Annotated in this window: 14 protein-coding genes and 1 tRNA gene; 7 read left to right on the plus strand and 8 right to left on the minus strand. The window is 49.3% G+C overall.

All coding sequences use genetic code 11. From position 1 onward, the window contains the following. The first annotated feature begins 422 nt into the window (after positions 1–422). From AC3WQT_RS17640 to AC3WQT_RS17665, 6 genes are all read left to right on the plus strand, one after another. Positions 423–1,229 carry a Stp1/IreP family PP2C-type Ser/Thr phosphatase gene (locus tag AC3WQT_RS17640; RefSeq protein ID WP_492705581.1) on the plus strand — a complete coding sequence of 269 codons (807 nt, stop codon included), beginning with the start codon at positions 423–425 and terminating at the stop codon, positions 1,227–1,229. Positions 1,230–1,258: 29 nt separating this feature from the next. After that, positions 1,259–1,867 carry an FHA domain-containing protein gene (locus tag AC3WQT_RS17645; protein WP_492705583.1) on the plus strand — a complete coding sequence of 203 codons (609 nt, stop codon included), beginning with the start codon at positions 1,259–1,261 and terminating at the stop codon, positions 1,865–1,867. 439 nt (positions 1,868–2,306) lie between these two features. Next, positions 2,307–2,774, plus strand: coding sequence for a pilin (locus tag AC3WQT_RS17650; RefSeq protein ID WP_492705585.1), 468 nt, complete (start codon positions 2,307–2,309; stop codon positions 2,772–2,774). A 495-nt stretch (positions 2,775–3,269) separates the two neighbouring features. Continuing rightward, positions 3,270–3,737 (plus strand): pilin, encoded by a 468-nt coding sequence (locus AC3WQT_RS17655; protein WP_492705587.1) that lies wholly within the window; start codon positions 3,270–3,272, stop codon positions 3,735–3,737. A gap of 530 nt (positions 3,738–4,267) precedes the next feature. After that, positions 4,268–4,735, plus strand: a complete 468-nt coding sequence (locus tag AC3WQT_RS17660; protein WP_492705589.1) for a pilin — start codon at positions 4,268–4,270, stop codon at positions 4,733–4,735. 155 nt (positions 4,736–4,890) lie between these two features. After that, positions 4,891–5,352, plus strand: coding sequence for a pilin (locus AC3WQT_RS17665; RefSeq protein ID WP_492705591.1), 462 nt, complete (start codon positions 4,891–4,893; stop codon positions 5,350–5,352). Positions 5,353–6,339: 987 nt separating this feature from the next. Here AC3WQT_RS17665 and AC3WQT_RS17670 read toward each other — a convergent pair. Next, positions 6,340–6,801 carry a pilin gene (locus AC3WQT_RS17670; RefSeq protein WP_492705593.1) on the minus strand — a complete coding sequence of 154 codons (462 nt, stop codon included), beginning with the start codon at positions 6,799–6,801 and terminating at the stop codon, positions 6,340–6,342. 194 nt (positions 6,802–6,995) lie between these two features. On the opposite strand from AC3WQT_RS17670, the gene AC3WQT_RS17675 reads away from it, so the two are divergent. Next, on the plus strand, positions 6,996–9,458 hold the full coding sequence (locus AC3WQT_RS17675) for a tetratricopeptide repeat protein (RefSeq protein ID WP_492705595.1): 2,463 nt from the start codon (positions 6,996–6,998) through the stop codon (positions 9,456–9,458). An 84-nt stretch (positions 9,459–9,542) separates the two neighbouring features. On the opposite strand, the gene ggt is transcribed toward AC3WQT_RS17675, so the two are convergent. From ggt to AC3WQT_RS17710, 7 genes are all read right to left on the minus strand, one after another. Further along, positions 9,543–11,288: a gamma-glutamyltransferase gene (ggt, locus tag AC3WQT_RS17680; RefSeq protein ID WP_492705597.1), complete on the minus strand. Its 1,746-nt coding sequence runs from the start codon at positions 11,286–11,288 to the stop codon at positions 9,543–9,545. 222 nt (positions 11,289–11,510) lie between these two features. Next, positions 11,511–12,098: a 50S ribosomal protein L25/general stress protein Ctc gene (locus AC3WQT_RS17685; RefSeq protein ID WP_492705598.1), complete on the minus strand. Its 588-nt coding sequence runs from the start codon at positions 12,096–12,098 to the stop codon at positions 11,511–11,513. Between the two features lie 114 nt (positions 12,099–12,212). After that, positions 12,213–13,175, minus strand: a complete 963-nt coding sequence (locus AC3WQT_RS17690; protein ID WP_162039708.1) for a ribose-phosphate pyrophosphokinase — start codon at positions 13,173–13,175, stop codon at positions 12,213–12,215. A 122-nt stretch (positions 13,176–13,297) separates the two neighbouring features. Continuing rightward, positions 13,298–13,374: transfer RNA gene (locus tag AC3WQT_RS17695), tRNA-Gln, on the minus strand. A gap of 32 nt (positions 13,375–13,406) precedes the next feature. Continuing rightward, positions 13,407–14,294: a 4-(cytidine 5'-diphospho)-2-C-methyl-D-erythritol kinase gene (gene ispE, locus AC3WQT_RS17700; RefSeq protein WP_492705600.1), complete on the minus strand. Its 888-nt coding sequence runs from the start codon at positions 14,292–14,294 to the stop codon at positions 13,407–13,409. Beyond that, the gene (lolB, locus tag AC3WQT_RS17705; RefSeq protein ID WP_492705602.1) at positions 14,291–14,926 is read right to left on the minus strand and encodes a lipoprotein insertase outer membrane protein LolB; all 636 of its coding nucleotides are present in this window, start codon (positions 14,924–14,926) and stop codon (positions 14,291–14,293) included. The genes ispE and lolB overlap by 4 nt, the downstream gene beginning before the upstream one ends. Before the next feature lie 116 nt (positions 14,927–15,042). After that, positions 15,043–16,863: a tetratricopeptide repeat protein gene (locus AC3WQT_RS17710; RefSeq protein ID WP_492705603.1), complete on the minus strand. Its 1,821-nt coding sequence runs from the start codon at positions 16,861–16,863 to the stop codon at positions 15,043–15,045. Positions 16,864–16,888: the final 25 nt, after the last annotated feature.

Consider the following 16,888-nt stretch of genomic DNA (forward strand, 5'->3'; position numbering starts at 1 on the left):
TTTTGCGACTCTTTTTTATTTATGCCTGGGTTTCTTGTGGATATCCGTGCAAATAGATTTCCTTAATGTTAAGCTTAAACATACGTAGCCATTGGCTATTAAATTGTGTATGTTTGGCTTAACTGATTATTTAGCTTATTGTGTAAATAATTTGTGAAGGGCCAGGTCAGAGAACAAATTTAAAAAATATAGGTAGAGACAGAAGAAGAGGATTTACGCAAAATTATCAGGCAACTCCCAAGCGGCAGTATTTTTAAAATACGGTCGCGCAGTCGCATAGTCGCACCAAAGGCGGGTTTGCAAAGTAAGACTGGTTGTTTTGCTTAAGCTCTCATTAAGATAATCCGAATATAAGATAACTTCAAAATCTTATCTAATTAATATAAATTTATTCACTCCAGGATTTATCCCAGCGTTTATTGATGCCATACCAGCGCGTATTAACATTTGCTGCCCTATCTGATACGGGCTTAGTCAGGTCGCACAACGAAGATGCCATCATCGTTTGTGCCGACTATGGCTGTGCGGTCCTGGCTGATGGCATGGGGGGATATAACGCGGGCGAAGTCGCCAGCGCCATGACCGCCCAAATCATCGCTGAATATTTATGTAGCAAGATGGATGCCATCTGGTTTCCATCCATGGGGCCAAGGCCATTGGCGATGGCGCGCTGGATCACCGAGTCGGTCGAGCTGGCTAATCGCAACGTCTTGTATACGGCGCAAACCAATCCAGAATGCGCAGGCATGGGTACCACGGTGGTGGTGGCATGTTGTTTGCAAGATAAGCTCCTGCTGGCGCACGTCGGGGATTCCCGTGCTTATCGCTATCGCTCAGGCGTATTGACACGCCTGACGCAGGATCATTCCGTGCTGCAGGAGCAAATTAATGCCGGACTGGTTACTGAAGAAGAAGCACGTTATTCTTCTATTAAGAATCTGATTACCAGGGCGGTCGGTACACTGGCTGAGGTGCACACGGAGTTGCATACGCACCATACTGAAGAAGAAGATTTGTATCTGATGTGCTCAGATGGATTGACCGATATGCTTGGGCATGATGAAATCCAATCCTTGATCAGACAGTACGAGTCTGACCTTGACCGTTGTGCCGAAGCGCTGATCGATGGTGCCAAGGACAGGGGGGGGCTGGATAATATTTCAGTTGTCCTGTTCCGCCTGGTCAACGAAGAAAACAAGTCCTGGCTGCAAAGAACATTTACCCGGTAGGTCGGGGGTTATGAATTGATGAGAGATTTATGGCGAAAATTATCGTCACCTTTAATGGTTTGGTTCAGCAAGAAATCACTATCAGTAAATCACGCCTCACGGTAGGTCGGCGCCCTAGTAATGATATTGTCATCGATCACCTGACGGTCAGCGGTCAGCATGCCGCGATAGATACCTCTTCCAATGGTTCTTTTGTACTTGATCTTGGTAGCACTAACGGCACCATGGTGAATGCACAGCCTGTCAAAAAACACCTGTTGCAGCATGATGATGTCATCGACATCGGTAAATACAAACTGCGGTTTCAGGTAGAAGAGTCAGGCAAGCAGACTTTTGTACCTGAGCCAGGCCAGGTGCAACCGGCTTCTGTCGATAAGCCCAGGGCCAAGATCAAGGTCATGACCGGCCCTAATTCAGGTAAGGAACTCAACCTGATCAAGGCTGTTACAACAATAGGCAGCCCTGGCACCCAGGTTATTGCTATTACCCAGCAGGGCAAGGACTATGTCATCGCCCAGGTAGAAGGCAGTGCATCGGCCACAGTCAATACCCAGTCCATCAAGGACAAACCACACACCCTCAAGCATGCAGACATGATAGAGCTGGCAGGGACAAAAATGGCCGTGATTTTCTATTAATCAGATGCTATATCCCTGATCCCTGCCAGCGTTTATGCGGCAGGGATAGCTCAAGTCTCACGACCTGATTTTCCGCGCTACTATTTTCTGAGCAGTAATTATTGTCAGCCCTGTCCAAGTGCATTTGCGTGCACACGTGTGCAACGTAGTTCTGGCGCCAAGAAATATTCTTTTCAAATTTGTATCAAGTCTTGAAACAATTTTTTACATGACTGACAGACTTGTCAGTCGTCTTTGTGATCTGACACAAACATTGACAAATATTAGCATGGATAAAATGTCAACTATTGACGCATTTCGTCACTTCTTGTCCGATGATTCATGAAACTTACGATTTCCGCATAAGAAAATGCGTAGTTGCCCAGTAAACAAAAACTGGCACGGTGATTGCTACATGTGAAGCGTAGTTCCTGATTTCAACTTTTTCCTGGAGTTCATAATGAAAGCTATCCCTAAACAGCTGCAACGCGGCTTTACACTGATCGAATTGATGATTGTTGTTGCAATTATCGGTATCTTGGCTGCGATCGCAATCCCTCAGTATTCTGATTACACATCCCGTACTCGTGCTGCTGGCGCGATTGCAGAGTTGGACAGCTTGAAATCTGCCATGTCTATCTGCTTCCAAAACGAAGGTGCATGGACTAACTGTACAACAATGGGCTCTAATGCTATCCCTACTGTAGTTACTTCCAAGTTCCTGACAACAGCTGCTCCTGCTATCACTGCTGGTACTGGCGTTATCACTCAAGCTGCAACTGGCGCTACAACCAGTGCTGGCGTAGCCCTGGGTGCAGTATTGACACCATCTACATTGTCTGGTCAGGCAAATATGCTGTGGACAACATCCAGCACAATCTGCGATCCAGTTCGTGGTCTGAAAAGCGGTCAAGGCGGTTGCCCATAATCACATCAGTGATTTCAAAAAAGCCCGGTTTGCCGGGCTTTTTTGTTTATGAATGGATGTGAAATTATATTTAAATGGTCGTGCTGCTTACATCGATCGAATTGAGACGACCACTAGCTTGTAACGCTAAGGCCTCTTTTCAGTATGCCAACGATATAGCCGTTCATTAAGGTAATGCCTTCAATGTCTGGTGGAATTTTCTATCCAGCCATTTCCCATAGGGTAATAAAATTGAGAGATGGCAGTAGTTTTCTCTGCGAGCAGGGAAAGTGATGTGTCAGGCGCTCAAAGTTGGTTGAATTTTGTAGGTCAACAAGATGCCGATTGCATCAAAAAAATGATGCTCTTGATTGGCAGTATCGCCGACTGTTGACCACTTCTGAAATAAAGAATGCCGTTCAGCAGTTATTTTTGTTTTTGTTAAATCACTACTGGCATAGATCTTGCATTTTTTTTGCTTTAGGATCCCATGTTATTTTTTTATAGGAGTTGTTCATGAAAGCTATGCCCCAAAAGTTGCAACGCGGCTTCACATTGATCGAATTGATGATTGTTGTTGCAATTATCGGTATCTTGGCTGCGATCGCTATTCCCCAGTATTCTGATTACACATCCCGTACGCGTGCGGCTGGTGCGATTGCAGAGCTGGACAGCCTGAAATCTGCAATGGCTATTTGCTTCCAAACCACAGGTACATGGACTGGCTGCACAACAATGGGCTCTAATGCTATCCCTACTGTAGTTACTTCCAAATTCCTGACAACAGCTGCTCCTGTTATCACTGCTGGTACTGGCGTTATCACTCAAGCTGCAACGGGTGCTACAACCAGTGCTGGCGTAGCCCTGGGTGCCATACTGACACCATCTACATTGTCCGGTCAGGCAAATATGCTGTGGACAACATCCAGCACAATTTGCGATCCAGTTCGCGGTCTGAAAAGTGGTCAAGGCGGTTGCCCATAATCACATCAGTGATTTTTAAAAAAGCCCGGAGCGAAGTGACCTCCGGGCTTTTTTTATGAATGGATGTGAAATTATATTTAAATAGTCGCACTGCTTACACTGATCGAATTGAGACGACCATTAGCTTGTAACGCTAAGGTCTCTTTTCAGTATGCCAACGATATTGGCGTTAATTAAGTAATGCCTTCAATGCCTGGTAGAATTTTTTACCAGGCCATTTTTCATAGCGCAACGAGTTTGAGTTACTGCGAAGTCACCGTAGCAACGATGGCAGTTTTCCTCTGTGAGCAAGGGACAAGTGCTGCGCCCAGCGTTCTAAGCTGGTTGATTCTTGCATTTCAATAAAAAAGTGATTAGCATTATCAAACAGATGTCGCTAATTAGCAGCATCGCCAGCTGTTTACCAATCCTGAACTGAAGAAACCATTCAGCAATTTTATTTTTGCTGTTATTTCAAGTCATTGCTGGCATAAATTCTGCATATTTTTTCGTTGTAGTACCTCATGTTAATTTTTTTTTAGGAGTTTCTCATGAAAACTATACCTCAAAAGTTGCAACGCGGCTTTACACTGATCGAATTGATGATTGTTGTTGCAATTATCGGTATCTTGGCTGCGATCGCTATTCCTCAGTATTCTGATTACACATCCCGTACGCGTGCAGCTGGCGCGATTGCAGAGCTGGACAGCCTGAAATCTGCCATGTCTATCTGCTTCCAAAACGAAGGTGCATGGACTAACTGTACAACAATGGGCTCTAATGCTATCCCTACTGTAGTTACTTCCAAGTTCCTGACAACAGCTGCTCCTGCTATCACTGCTGGTACTGGCGTTATCACTCAAGCTGCAACGGGTGCTACAACCAGTGCTGGTGTAGCTCTGGGTGCCGTACTGACACCATCTACATTGTCTGGTCAGGCAAATATGCTGTGGACAACATCAGGCACAATCTGCGATCCAGTTCGCGGCTTGAAAAGCGGTCAAGGCGGTTGCCCATAATCACATCAGTGATTCTTAAAAAAGCCCGGGTTCAGTTCAAACTGACCCGGGCTTTTTTTAATATAATTTTGCTTCTTTTGCATTGAGAATTCAAGTTGCCCACTAGATATGTTGTCAGGGTATGATAAGCAAATGATCAAAGACAAAGAAGCAATATGAGATCCCAATTGAAAAAACTGGAAAAAGGATTCACCCTCATCGAGTTGATGATCGTTGTGGCTATTATTGGTATTCTGGCCTCGATTGCCTTGCCTCAGTACAGCGACTATACATCCCGTACCAGGGCAGCAGGCGCGATTGCCGAATTGCATAGCTTGAAGACAGCAATGTCACTCTGTTTTCAAACTGACGGGACGTGGACAGGTTGTACAAGCATGGGGAGCAATGGAATACCCACTGTTGTTACATCCAAATTTCTGACAGGGGCAGCTCCGGCTATCGCGGGTACGGGCGCTATTACTCAAGCGACTACGGGTGCGACAACCAGTGCAGGCACCGCTTTGTCTGTAACACTGACGCCGTCGACTTTGTCTGGTCAGGCGAATATGTTGTGGACTGCTTCTGGCACTATCTGTGATCCCGTCCGTGGCTTGAAAGCAGGCCAGGGCGGATGCTGATCAGTCTCTCATTTCACGGATAAGAGTGAACGCAAGAGTTCTGTGCTGAACCGTTTGCTATATGCGTTTATGGATACAGCGAAGAATTTGGCTCGAGGTTTTCGACACATCCGTATTGATTGAGGCAGGAAAATTCTGGTTTTAGTATCGCGATGAAGTTTTTGGTGTAGTCGTTCAGCAAAATAGCCTTAAATGGTCTTGTGCCAGGAAAATCCATGAGCTGCTTATCACACAATTATTCTTGTTTGACAGCTGCCTTGAACTACCTCAGTGTTCGTAAATGAAAAAACTCCAAAAGCTATTCATTAACCTTTGGAGTTCAATTTGTTTTTTTAATTTCAGGTAGTCTCGGCAGTGACCATGCATGAACTAATTACTGAAGAATTGGCCTGATACTGGCAAATTTCTGAATTAAAAAACAGAGCTAATCATATACATGCAAGCATGGTTTGCAATTACTCAAGAGATTTGAGAGTCTATTTCTCAAGGTCAGTATTTGTCTTTTTTAGTTTTGGTAGGCGTGACTGACTGCTGACAAGTAAGGTAAGTGACTTTTCAACCCATCACACTCAATGTGTTGAGCCAGTATGCCGAATAGTAGAACTCATTTCATAAATAGGATGAGTGCGAACAAGACGATTTGGGATGCAGTGCAAGGCATGAGGTGTGTACCCTGTGAAGCTAAGGCTGGTGCCTTGGCGAGGGAGGGGGTGACACACTACGCGCTGCAATGCGCCCAAATCGTCAGTTCACTAAGGGTTTGCCTCATAACGCGTACTGGTCTGCAGGTTTTGATAATTCGACTCGTGATCAATAGCACCGCTATTGACTGCCTCGTCCCCTTGCAGGGCGCATGTGCGCTTGCAAGCGCACATCGTACGCAGGCGTGCAGCATGCCGCACGAAACCCCTGCTTTACCTTTGCCAGCACATGTTATGAGGCAAACGCATCTCACCCTATTTATGAAATGAGTTCTAATGACAATAATCAGCAAGCACCTTGACCAGGCTTCATGCCACGGACAGGATCGCAAATGGTACCTGTATTGGCCCAGATCAGATTAGCTTGATTCGGCAATGTTGACGGTGTCAAAATAACACTCAAAGGTACGCCTGCGCTGGTTGTCGCACCTGTCGCAGCCTGAGTAATCACGCCAGTAGCCGAAATAGCGGGAGGTGCACCAGGCAAAAACTTGGATGTAACTACGGTCGGGATGGAATTACTACCCATGGCTGTGCAATTGGTCCAGGCACTCTCATTCTGGAAGCAAATGGACATTTCTTTTTTCAGACTATTGAGTTCTGATATGGCACCTGCAGCTCTTGTGCGTGATACATAGTCTGAATATTGAGGTATGGCAATCGCAGCCAGAATACCTATGATAGCAACGACGATCATTAACTCTATGAGCGTGAAGCCGCGCTGCAGTTTGACAAAATTGTGTTGCATTTTTCTCTCCTTTACAACCAGGAACAGTGTGGTTAAGGGTATTCAGCAAATTCTGTGCCAAACCACACGAGTTTTATTATTGCTATGCTAGGAGTAGTGAAGGGCAGGCGCAACTTTTTGACGCTTTTTTGCAGATAGGATTTACAATTCTTCACCTTGTTGCACCCAAGGAAAAACAATGTTAAGGGTAAGTAATGCTGAATTGGTTAAAGAAGCAATTTTCATCAACGAGTAATACGGCTCCTGCGAAAGATGCCTCTGGAAAGCTTGCCAACGCCAGTGATGTGCATGAGGACGCAGTTCCCAGTCTTTCTGATTTGGCTGAGCGTAGCTACCGTGATGGAAAGCTTAGTGATGCCGCTCGCTATTACCAGCAGGTCCTGGAAGAACAGCCAGATGATGCAAACTTGAATAACAAGCTGGGTGATGTTTTCTATGATCAGCAAGACTATGGCAAAGCTGAAATTCACTATCGACGCGCCTTGCAGATACAAACAGATTTCCCTGAGGCAGAGCTCAATCTTGGCCTGACGCTAGATGTAATCGGGCAGTTTGACGGGGCGCTGGTATGCTATGAACATGTAATAAAGTTGCAGCCAGCAAACCATCTTGCCTATTTCAATCTAGCCGTTACGCTGACCTCATTGGGCAAGCCTGACGAGGCACGTTCTGCTTATCAAAAAGTGCTTGAGCTCAAGCCGGGTTTCAGTCATGCGCATTTCAATCTGGGGACATTGCTGCAACAACATGATTTGTGGGAGGAGGCAATAGAGCAATATCAGCTCACCATTGCAGCCAACCCACAGCATTTCGCTGCGTATTGTAATCTGGGCGTGATTTATCAGGCAAAAGGGCAATTCGCCCAGGCAAAGGAGCAATACCAGCAGGCCCTGCGCATCCACCCTCAACATGCAGAAACGCACCATAATCTTGGACTGGTGGCTCGTCATCTTTTGCAAACTGATCTGGCAATTACCCATTTTCGTCAAGCCCTGAACTTACGTCCGGATTTTGCTGACGCAATGATCAGTCTGGGGGATGCTTATAAGCTACAAAACCGGCTGGGTGAAGCTGAAGCAAGCTATCGTCAAGCCATTGCCACGCAGCCGCAATTGCCTGGAGCGTATTGCAATCTGGGTATCATTTTGCACGAGCGCAAGCAGTATCTGGAAGCCATTGCCATCTATCAGCAAGGCATCGCCAATGATGCGCATTCTGTCTTGTTGTACAACAATCTTGGCAACACCTATAGCATGATCAATCGTTTCTCTGATGCAGAGGCATGCTATGACAAAGCCTTGCAGATAGGCAGTGACGTAACAGAAACCTATACCAATCTGGCCGGTTTGTTCGCCGGACAAGGCAAACTGGAAGAGGCCGAGAACAGTTACCGGCAGGCAGTCAAGCTTGACCCCGGCTATGCCCAGGCGTATAGCAATCTGCTGTTCATGCTTAATTATGATCCTGACCGTAGCGCAGAAGCAATTTTTGCTGCTTACCAAGATTATGAAAAACTCTATGCAAATCGTTATCGAAGTGAGTGGTTGCTCTTCGGCAATGACAAAAATCGTCAGCGACGACTAAAAATTGGCTATGTATCGCCAGATTTTAGCCGCCATCCGGTTCAATATTTCCTTGAACCATTAATGTGTCATCATGACAAGACTTTGTTTGAAGTGTATGCCTACGCCCAGCTCAGTGTGGCTGATGGTGTCACCGAGCGCTATAAAAGCTATGCTGACCATTGGATAGAAACCGGTGGCCTGACAGATGCTGCACTTGCCGGGCGCATACGTAATGACGGGATTGATATCCTGGTCGACCTGGCTGGTCATACTGCCAATAACCGCCTGTCGGTATTTGCACGGCGACCCGCCCCGGTGCAGGTTTCCTGGCTCGGTTACGGCTATACCACCGGCTTGACAGCAATTGATTACATGCTGACCGATGATGTCAGTGCCCCTGCCGGCAGCGAAACCCTGTTTGCCGAACAACCCTGGCGATTGCGGGCACCTTCCTACGCTTACAGGCCAGCACCAGGCATGGGTGAGGTAAGTCTTTTGCCGGCACTGAGGAATGGTCATATCAGGATAGGCACATTGACCAGGTCCATACGCATCAATCACCGGACCATCAGGGTCTGGTCAGAAATACTGAAGCGCTTAAAAAATGCAGTGCTGGTGGTCGACAGCGCAAATTATCAGGATGTGAATTTGCGGCAGTCCTTGCTGGACAAATTTGCTGCCCAGGGTATAGACGAATCCCGTCTTGATATCGGCTTTCATTCTCCACCCTGGGACACGCTCAGGGCACTTGATATAGGGCTGGATTGCTTCCCCCATAATTCTGGCACCACCTTGTTTGAAACACTGCACATGGGTGTGCCCTTTGTGACGCTGGCAGGTCGGCCAAGCCTGGGACGCCTGGGTAGTTGCATACTTGAAGGTTTAGGGCGCCCGGAATGGATAGCGCATACAGAAGATGAATATGTAGAGAAAGTCGTTGCGCTGGCAGAGAATGTAGAGCAACTGGCAAGTATCAGGGCAGGATTGCGCCAGGAAATGCAAAACAGCGCCTTGATGGATGAGCCAGGATTTACCCGCAAGGTTGAGGAAGCTTACCGAGCAATGTGGCTGAAGTGGTGCGACGCGACGTGAGATGGTATGCGGTGGTGAAGTTTGCGATGCTGTTTGATACATCAGCCTGAACAGGTAAATCCTGTCCTGGCTGGCTGAAAAACTTTAAAACCCAAGTGCAGCACCATCCGGGTTGCGCGGGTCAGAATATCCGGCAAAACCCTGTGGCACAATTTGTATGGTCTGGGTTTTGCCCAGAGTGGCAGCAGGGCGCAGTACCTGACCTTTTTGTTCCAGCAGACGCAGGGTGTCGATGCTGATGCCTTTTTCAAAGCGCAACTGGTCTGGCATCCATTGCTGGTGTATGCGCGGCGAGATGGTGGCTTCTGCCACGTTCATGTCATGGTCTATGACGTTCAGTATGGTTTGCAGCGTCGTGGTGATAATCCGGCTGCCACCGGGGCTGCCAGTCACCAGAAAGGGCTTGCCATCCTTGAGCACTATCGTGGGCGACATCGAGCTTAGAGGCCGCTTCCAGCCTTGTACAGCGTTGGCGTCGCCACCCAGCAAGCCAAAGGCATTTGGTACGCCTGCCTTGACCGAGAAATCATCCATTTCATTATTCAGGACGATGCCTGTGCCAGTGGCGACGATGCCGCTGCCAAAGTTCAGGTTCAGGGTGTAAGTGGTGGCGACGATATTGCCGAATTTGTCGGCCACACTGTAATGCGTGGTCTGGTCGCTTTCATAGGGCAGGGGTTTGCCAGGCTTGATCTCGCTTGAAGGTGTGGCACGGTCTGGCTGTATTTTCTTGACCAGTTCACCAGCATAGGCGCGTGAAGTCAGGGCCTTGGTCGGCACTTTGTAATAATCAGGGTCACCCAGGAATTCAGAACGGTCAGCATAAGCCAGTTTCATGACCTCGCTGAGTTGATGCAGAGTCTGGGCGCTATTCGCTCCCTGTTCCTTCAGAGGGTAATGTTCCAGCATGTTCAGCATCTGGATGATATGCACGCCACCAGAACTGGGTGGCGGCATCGAGACCACTTCATAGCCGCGATAATTACCGCGTACCGGGACGCGTTCCACTGCCTTGTAATTTTTCAGGTCGCTGGTAGAAATCAAACCTTCATGCTGCTGCATTTCAGCGACGATTTTTTTTGCGATTGCGCCTTCATAAAACGCTGACGGGCCTTGCTCGGCAATCAGGCGCAGTGATTGCGCCAGGTCTTTTTGCAGCAAGCGCTCACCGGCCAGCATGGGTTTGCCATCCTTGAAAAAAATTGCCCGGCTGGCGTGCCATTTGCCCAACTGATTCTTGCTGGAATCGATCAGCTCTGCCAGATGCTGGCTGATCTCAAAGCCCTGATCGGCCAGACGTATGGCGGGGGCGATGACATCCTTCCATTTCATGCTGCCGTATTTGCGCAGAGCCAGGTCCATGCCTGACACCGTGCCAGGCACGCCGACTGCCAGATGGCTGTATAGGGATTTGCCAGAGATGACATTGCCCTTCGCATCCAGATACATGTCACGGCTGGCTTTTTCTGGTGCCAGTTCACGGAAATCCAGCGCGATGTCCTTACCTGATTTGCTGTCATGAATAATCATGAAACCGCCGCCACCTATATTGCCAGCGTTCGGCAAGACTACAGCGAGTGCAAAACCAACTGCCACCGCAGCATCTACCGCATTGCCGCCTCGTTTGAGTATGTCGAGGCCAACCTGGGTCGCCAGCGCCTGCTCAGTCGCCACCATGCCTTGTTTGGCATAGACCGGGCTGATGATGGGGTAGCTGGTATCGTATTTGATGCCAGCCGCCAGTTGCGCCTGGCTGGCAGGGCTGATTATGGTGAAACACAGGGGAATGAGCAGACTCAGGCATAGCTTGCGGCAGGAGGGGGAGGGCATGCGAATAACTCCGGAAATCAGTGATAGTAGAAATAGTAATATCTATTCTCGCATGATGCATATGCAAAGTTTCCTGCATTTAAAAAATAAATCAGGCTTCTGAGGGGATTGTTAAGGTGTTTAGTACGGCTAGGAGCTACAACGCAGCTGGGGCGGTTTTTCGTAAGTCCTAATAAAAAAGCCGCCCGAAGGCGGCTTTCATTTAATTCGCATGAATGCAAATTATTTTGCTTCAGCTTCTGCAGAAGTTGCGCCAGCTGGCACAACAGCGATAGCAACAGTAGCGTCACCACCGTGTACAACAGCTGTCACGCCTTTTGGCAGTGTCAGTTGGGATACGTGGATGGATTGACCGGCTTCCAGTTTGGACAGGTCAACTTCAACGAATTCTGGCAAGTCTGCTGGCAAGCAGGAAACGTCCAGTTCAACAGCAACGTGGCTGATCACTGCGGAAGACAGTTTTACAGCTGGGGATACGTCGGCGTTGATGAAGTGCAGAGGCACTTTAACGTGGATTTTTTGGTTAGGATCTACGCGTTGGAAATCAGCGTGCAAAACCAGTTGTTTGTATGCGTGGACCTGGAAGTCGCGCAACAATACTTTTTCTGCTTTGCCATCAACTTCCAGGTCCAGAATGGAAGAGTGGAATGCTTCTTTTTTCAATGCATGGTACAGCGCATTGTGATCCAGAGTGATGGCGACTGGTGCTTCTGTACCGCCGTAGATGATGCCAGGTGTTTGGCCAGCATTGCGCAGGCGGCGGCTCGCTCCGGTCCCCTGTACATTGCGTGCAAATGCGATTACTTTCATGGTGTTACTCCAAAAAATGCAAACCGTTTTTCGGTTTTGCGGTGTTGAACCCCCGCGACCAGGGGCCCAGAAAATAGCCCTGCCATCAAGGAGATGGCAGGGCCGGAAAAAGATTTAGTCCGTGAACAAGGAGATGACAGACTCGCCCTTGGTGATGCGGCGGAAAGTCTCTGCCAGCAGGCTATCGCAAGACAATTGACGTATCTTGGAGCAGGCACGGGCAGCTTCTGTCAGCGGGATCGTGTCTGTCACGACCAGTTCATCCAGCGGCGATTGCGAAATACGCTGTATCGCAGGGCCAGACAAAACAGGGTGAGTACAGTAAGCCAATACCTTCTTGGCACCACGCTCTTTCAATACTTCAGCAGCTTTGGTCAGTGTGCCGGCAGTGTCAACCATGTCATCCATGATGACGCAGTTACGGCCTTCAACTTCACCAATGATGTTCATGACTTCAGAGACATTTGCTTTTGGACGGCGTTTGTCGATGATGGCCAGGTCACAACCCAGGCGTTTTGCCAGGGCACGGGCACGTACCACACCACCCACGTCAGGGGACACTACCAGCAAATCTTCGTAATTCTTGGCGACCAGGTCACCCAGCAAAATTGGCGAAGCATAAATATTGTCGACAGGGATATCAAAGAAGCCCTGGATTTGATCAGCATGCAAGTCCATGATCAACACGCGGTCTACACCGGCTTCTTCCAGCATGTTGGCAACGACCTTGGCAGAAATCGCCACACGCGCAGAACGCGGACGACGGTCTTGACGGGCATAACCAAAATAAGGGATAGCAGCAGTGATACGACCGGCAGAAGCACGTTTCAGTGCATCGACCATCAACATGATTTCCATCAGGTTGTCGTTGGTGGGTGCGCAAGTGGATTGCAAAACGAACACATCTTTACCACGGACGTTTTCGTTGATCTCGACCATCACTTCACCGTCAGAGAATTTGGAAACGTCTGCCTTGCCGAGGGGGATGCCGAGTTGTTTGGCAACACCGGCAGCCAGTGCAGGATTGGCGTTGCCAGTGAAAACCATCATGTTGTCATTTGCGCGCGCATTTGCCATGGCTGGGACCTATCGGCTGAGATTTTGTGGGTCTGGCTTATTTTGCATGGGTTTTACACAAAAATAGCCGCTGATAAAACTGAAAAAGCCGCCGCACAATCTATGCGGCGGCTTTAATTTAATGGCAGGGGAAGAAGGATTCGAACCTTCGCATGCCGGAATCAAAATCCGGTGCCTTAACCAGCTTGGCGACTCCCCTACACAACCGTTTGCCTGTTTCCAAGTTCGCCGCTATTTTAGCGTTAAACCGGCTTCAAGCCAAATATTTTTCGATCCCAATTTCTGCGCCATCGGGTGGCTACTCAGCGCTTTTGCTTTCCATGATGTCCAGCGATCCGGTACTTGCTTTAACACTATGTCTGCTGCCGTTTCGTCGGCAAAGGCACAAAAAACACAAGCTCCTGATCCCGTCATCTTTGCATCGCCGTATTGTGAGAGCCACTTAATGGCTGCATCAACTTGCGGAAACAATGCGCAAGCAACTGTTTGCAGATCGTTTTTCCAATTATGTTTTGCATCACTGGAAAAGTCCGCTATTCTGACCGGATTTGTGTCCCTTGTCAACTCCTTTGCCGAAAAAATTGCAGGCGTGGGGACTTGTACGCCTGGCTCCAGCACCACAAACCAGACGTCTGGCGTGACCAGGGCCTGCAATTCTTCTCCCACCCCTTCTGCAAAGGCATTTGTTCCGAATAGAAAGAATGGCACGTCTGCCCCCAGTTGCAGGGCCAGTTTCATCAACTCATCGCGCTGGACGCCGGTTTGCCATAAATGATTTAGCGCCAGCAGGGTAGTGGCCGCGTCAGATGAACCGCCACCCAGGCCGCCACCCATGGGCAGGTTTTTGCGCAAAGTCAGGTTCGCACCCAAAGTGCAGCCGGTATGGGTTTGCAATAATCTTGCTGCACGGACGATCAAATCGCTGTCCGCAGGCACGCCCTCTATTTCATTGCAGCGGTGTATCTGGCCATCGGCACGCACTTCCACATCCAGATAATCGCAACGGTCTATCAACTGGAAGGCGGTTTGCAGCAAATGATAACCATCTGCCCGGCGGCCTGTCACATGTAAAAACAGGTTGAGTTTGGCGGGGGCAGGGCAATTGTCCAGTCTGCTCATTTCCATTCATTCACCACGATGCGGATGGAGATATCGCCAGCCTGTTCAGTATATCTTTGCAAGTCTATGCGTTTCGGAAAGCTGGGTTGTTCATGCCAGCTGACATAGCGCAGCTTCCAGCCCTGGGTAGTCACGGTCTGGTCTTCTGCTTTCACGGCAGTCAGTTGTTTGCCGTCGATGGCGACAAAGCCTTGCAGCCAGTCGCGCAAACCTGCTACCGGCAAAGACCAGCCCAGGGTATCTTGCAATAACTGGTCAAGGTCGCTGGCTGAGCGTGGGGTTTTGCCATCCTGTTCCAGTATGGCACCTTGTGCAGTCTGCGTAATGCGTGCCATGGTCTGGCCCAGGGGTGACAAGAGATTGATGCGTATGCCTTTGGCATCCTGTTCCCATTCAAAGCCGCCTGGCAGGCTCTGGGGCTTGTCAGCCTGCTGGTACTGGATGGATATCTTGCCGCTGATTTGTATCTGTTGCTGATATTGCCGGGCGCTGGCAGTTGTGGCTATGGTGGCAGTATTGGCCCCTGCAGTCGCAGGGGCTTGTGTCTGGCTGTTCAGGCTGGCGCAGCCTGTGCTGAGCAAGGTGCAAAAGAAAGCTGAAGCGAGCAGACTAAATCGGGTGTTTGATGACATGTTTGCTGTGTTGGTTGTGCGTATGTTTGCGTATAAATGACAAGGCGGACATTGTCTGTCCGCCACTGTACTTCTATATCAAAACCCTGATGTATATATCATGAACAAGATTGGTATCAGGGCTTGACTTTCAATCTTTCCAGAGTGGACTTCAGCGTTTGATTTTCCGGATCTTTTTTCTGGGCATCGCGCCAGATTTTTTTCGCATCATCTTTCTGTCCCATGGTCCACAAGACTTCACCCAGATGCACGGCTATCTCGGCATCAGGACGCATCTGATAGGCGCGGCGCAGGGCTTGTTCAGCTTCGTCATATTTGGACAGCCTGAACTTGACCCAGCCCAGGCTATCAAGAATGAAGGGATCATCCGGTGCCAGCTGGTTGGCTTTTTCTATCAGGGTATTTGCTTCATCGAGTTGTACATTGCGGTCAGCAAATGAATAACCGAGGGCGTTATAAGCGTGCTGGCTGGTTGGTGCCAGCTCTATGACCTTGCGCAGTGATGCTTCCATGCTGCTGATGTCTTTTTGCGACTCGGCCAGCATGGCAAAGTCATACAGCAAGTCGGGGTTATTTGGTGCCTGCTTGATGCCTTGTTCCAGCACGGCTTTGGCTTGATCCGGCATACCTGCATCACGCAATAACTGCGCTTCTGACTGTATCAGCTGGATCTGCTCGGTTTCATTGCTGGCCTTGATTTGCTGTATGAAGGCGCGTGCTTCCAGCAGCCTGCCTTCCTTGGCCAGCAAGAAGGTGCGGCGTATCTGCACATTGAACCAGGCAGGATTGCGGCCATCATAAGATTCCACCTGCGCCAGCCAGTCTTGTGCTGCCTTGTAGTCCTTGCGGTCTGCAGCGATGCGCGAGAGATTCACCAGGGCGGTAGTCGGGTCGCGTTCTTCGCCGCTTTTGCCTTCCAGTGCCTGCAGATATTGCAGGAAATAGGTTTCGGCTTTTTGCGACTGATTGCGTTCCATCGCCAGCACACCCAGGGTGTAGATGGCGCTGATGTCATCAGGTCTGTCGCGCGCGATGGTTTCAAATTCGTGGTTTGCCTGGTCCAGTTGTTTCAGGTCTATCAGTATGCTGGCATAGGCCAGGCGCACATCGCGGGCGCTGGGGTTCTTTACCAAAAAAGCAGACAATGACCTGGCCGCATCTGCCTGCGAAGATGCCTGGGCGACCGTCAGTATCGCCAGTTGTGAATCAGGCCTGGCTTTCAAGACTGCCTGTGCTTCGCTGACGGCAAGCTTGTTGTCACCTTTGGCATATGCGCCCTGGGCCAACGCCATATGCGCATCGGGACTGTTTTTATACGGTTCCAGCAGGGTTTCAAGAGTGCTGAATGCGGTATTCTTATCACGTGCGCGTGACAATAAGCGCTGTGCCTGCAACATCATCACTCCCAGTTGCTTGGGCTCGGATGATTTCAGCTTTTGAGTATAAACAGACTGAATTTCAGCCAGATTATTATTCATCAGCATGAAGCCAAGATAATACTGGGTGGCTTCATTTGAATTTGGTGCCAGCTCGCGCCACAGGCGCACGGCCTGCAAGGCCTCGCCCGATTGTTTGGCCGCCAGGGCGATTTCAGCAGCCCGTCTGGCAATACGCGGGTCACGGGTTTGTTCGGCAACTGAGTACAGGGTCACGTAGGCACCTTGCCAGCTGCCACGCTGATTGGCGATTTCTGCGGTAATGATTTTGTAGAATATTTCTTCAGTCAGTTTTACTTCAGGCAAAGGGTCTTCATGGACCGGTGCGCTGCTGACGCCGTTCAGGGTTTTTTCAGCAGACAGGGCAGCCTGTGCCGCATCGCTGACATGATGGGTATCTTCAACAGCTTCGCCGCTTTGCTTACCTACGCTTGCACATCCGCTGATCAGGGCGGCGCTTAATACCAGCGCCGCAGGTCGCCACATTGAAGCGGCAGACATGGATGATATTGCGGATACAATAGGG

Source organism: Undibacterium sp. FW305-107 (assembly GCF_058788535.1).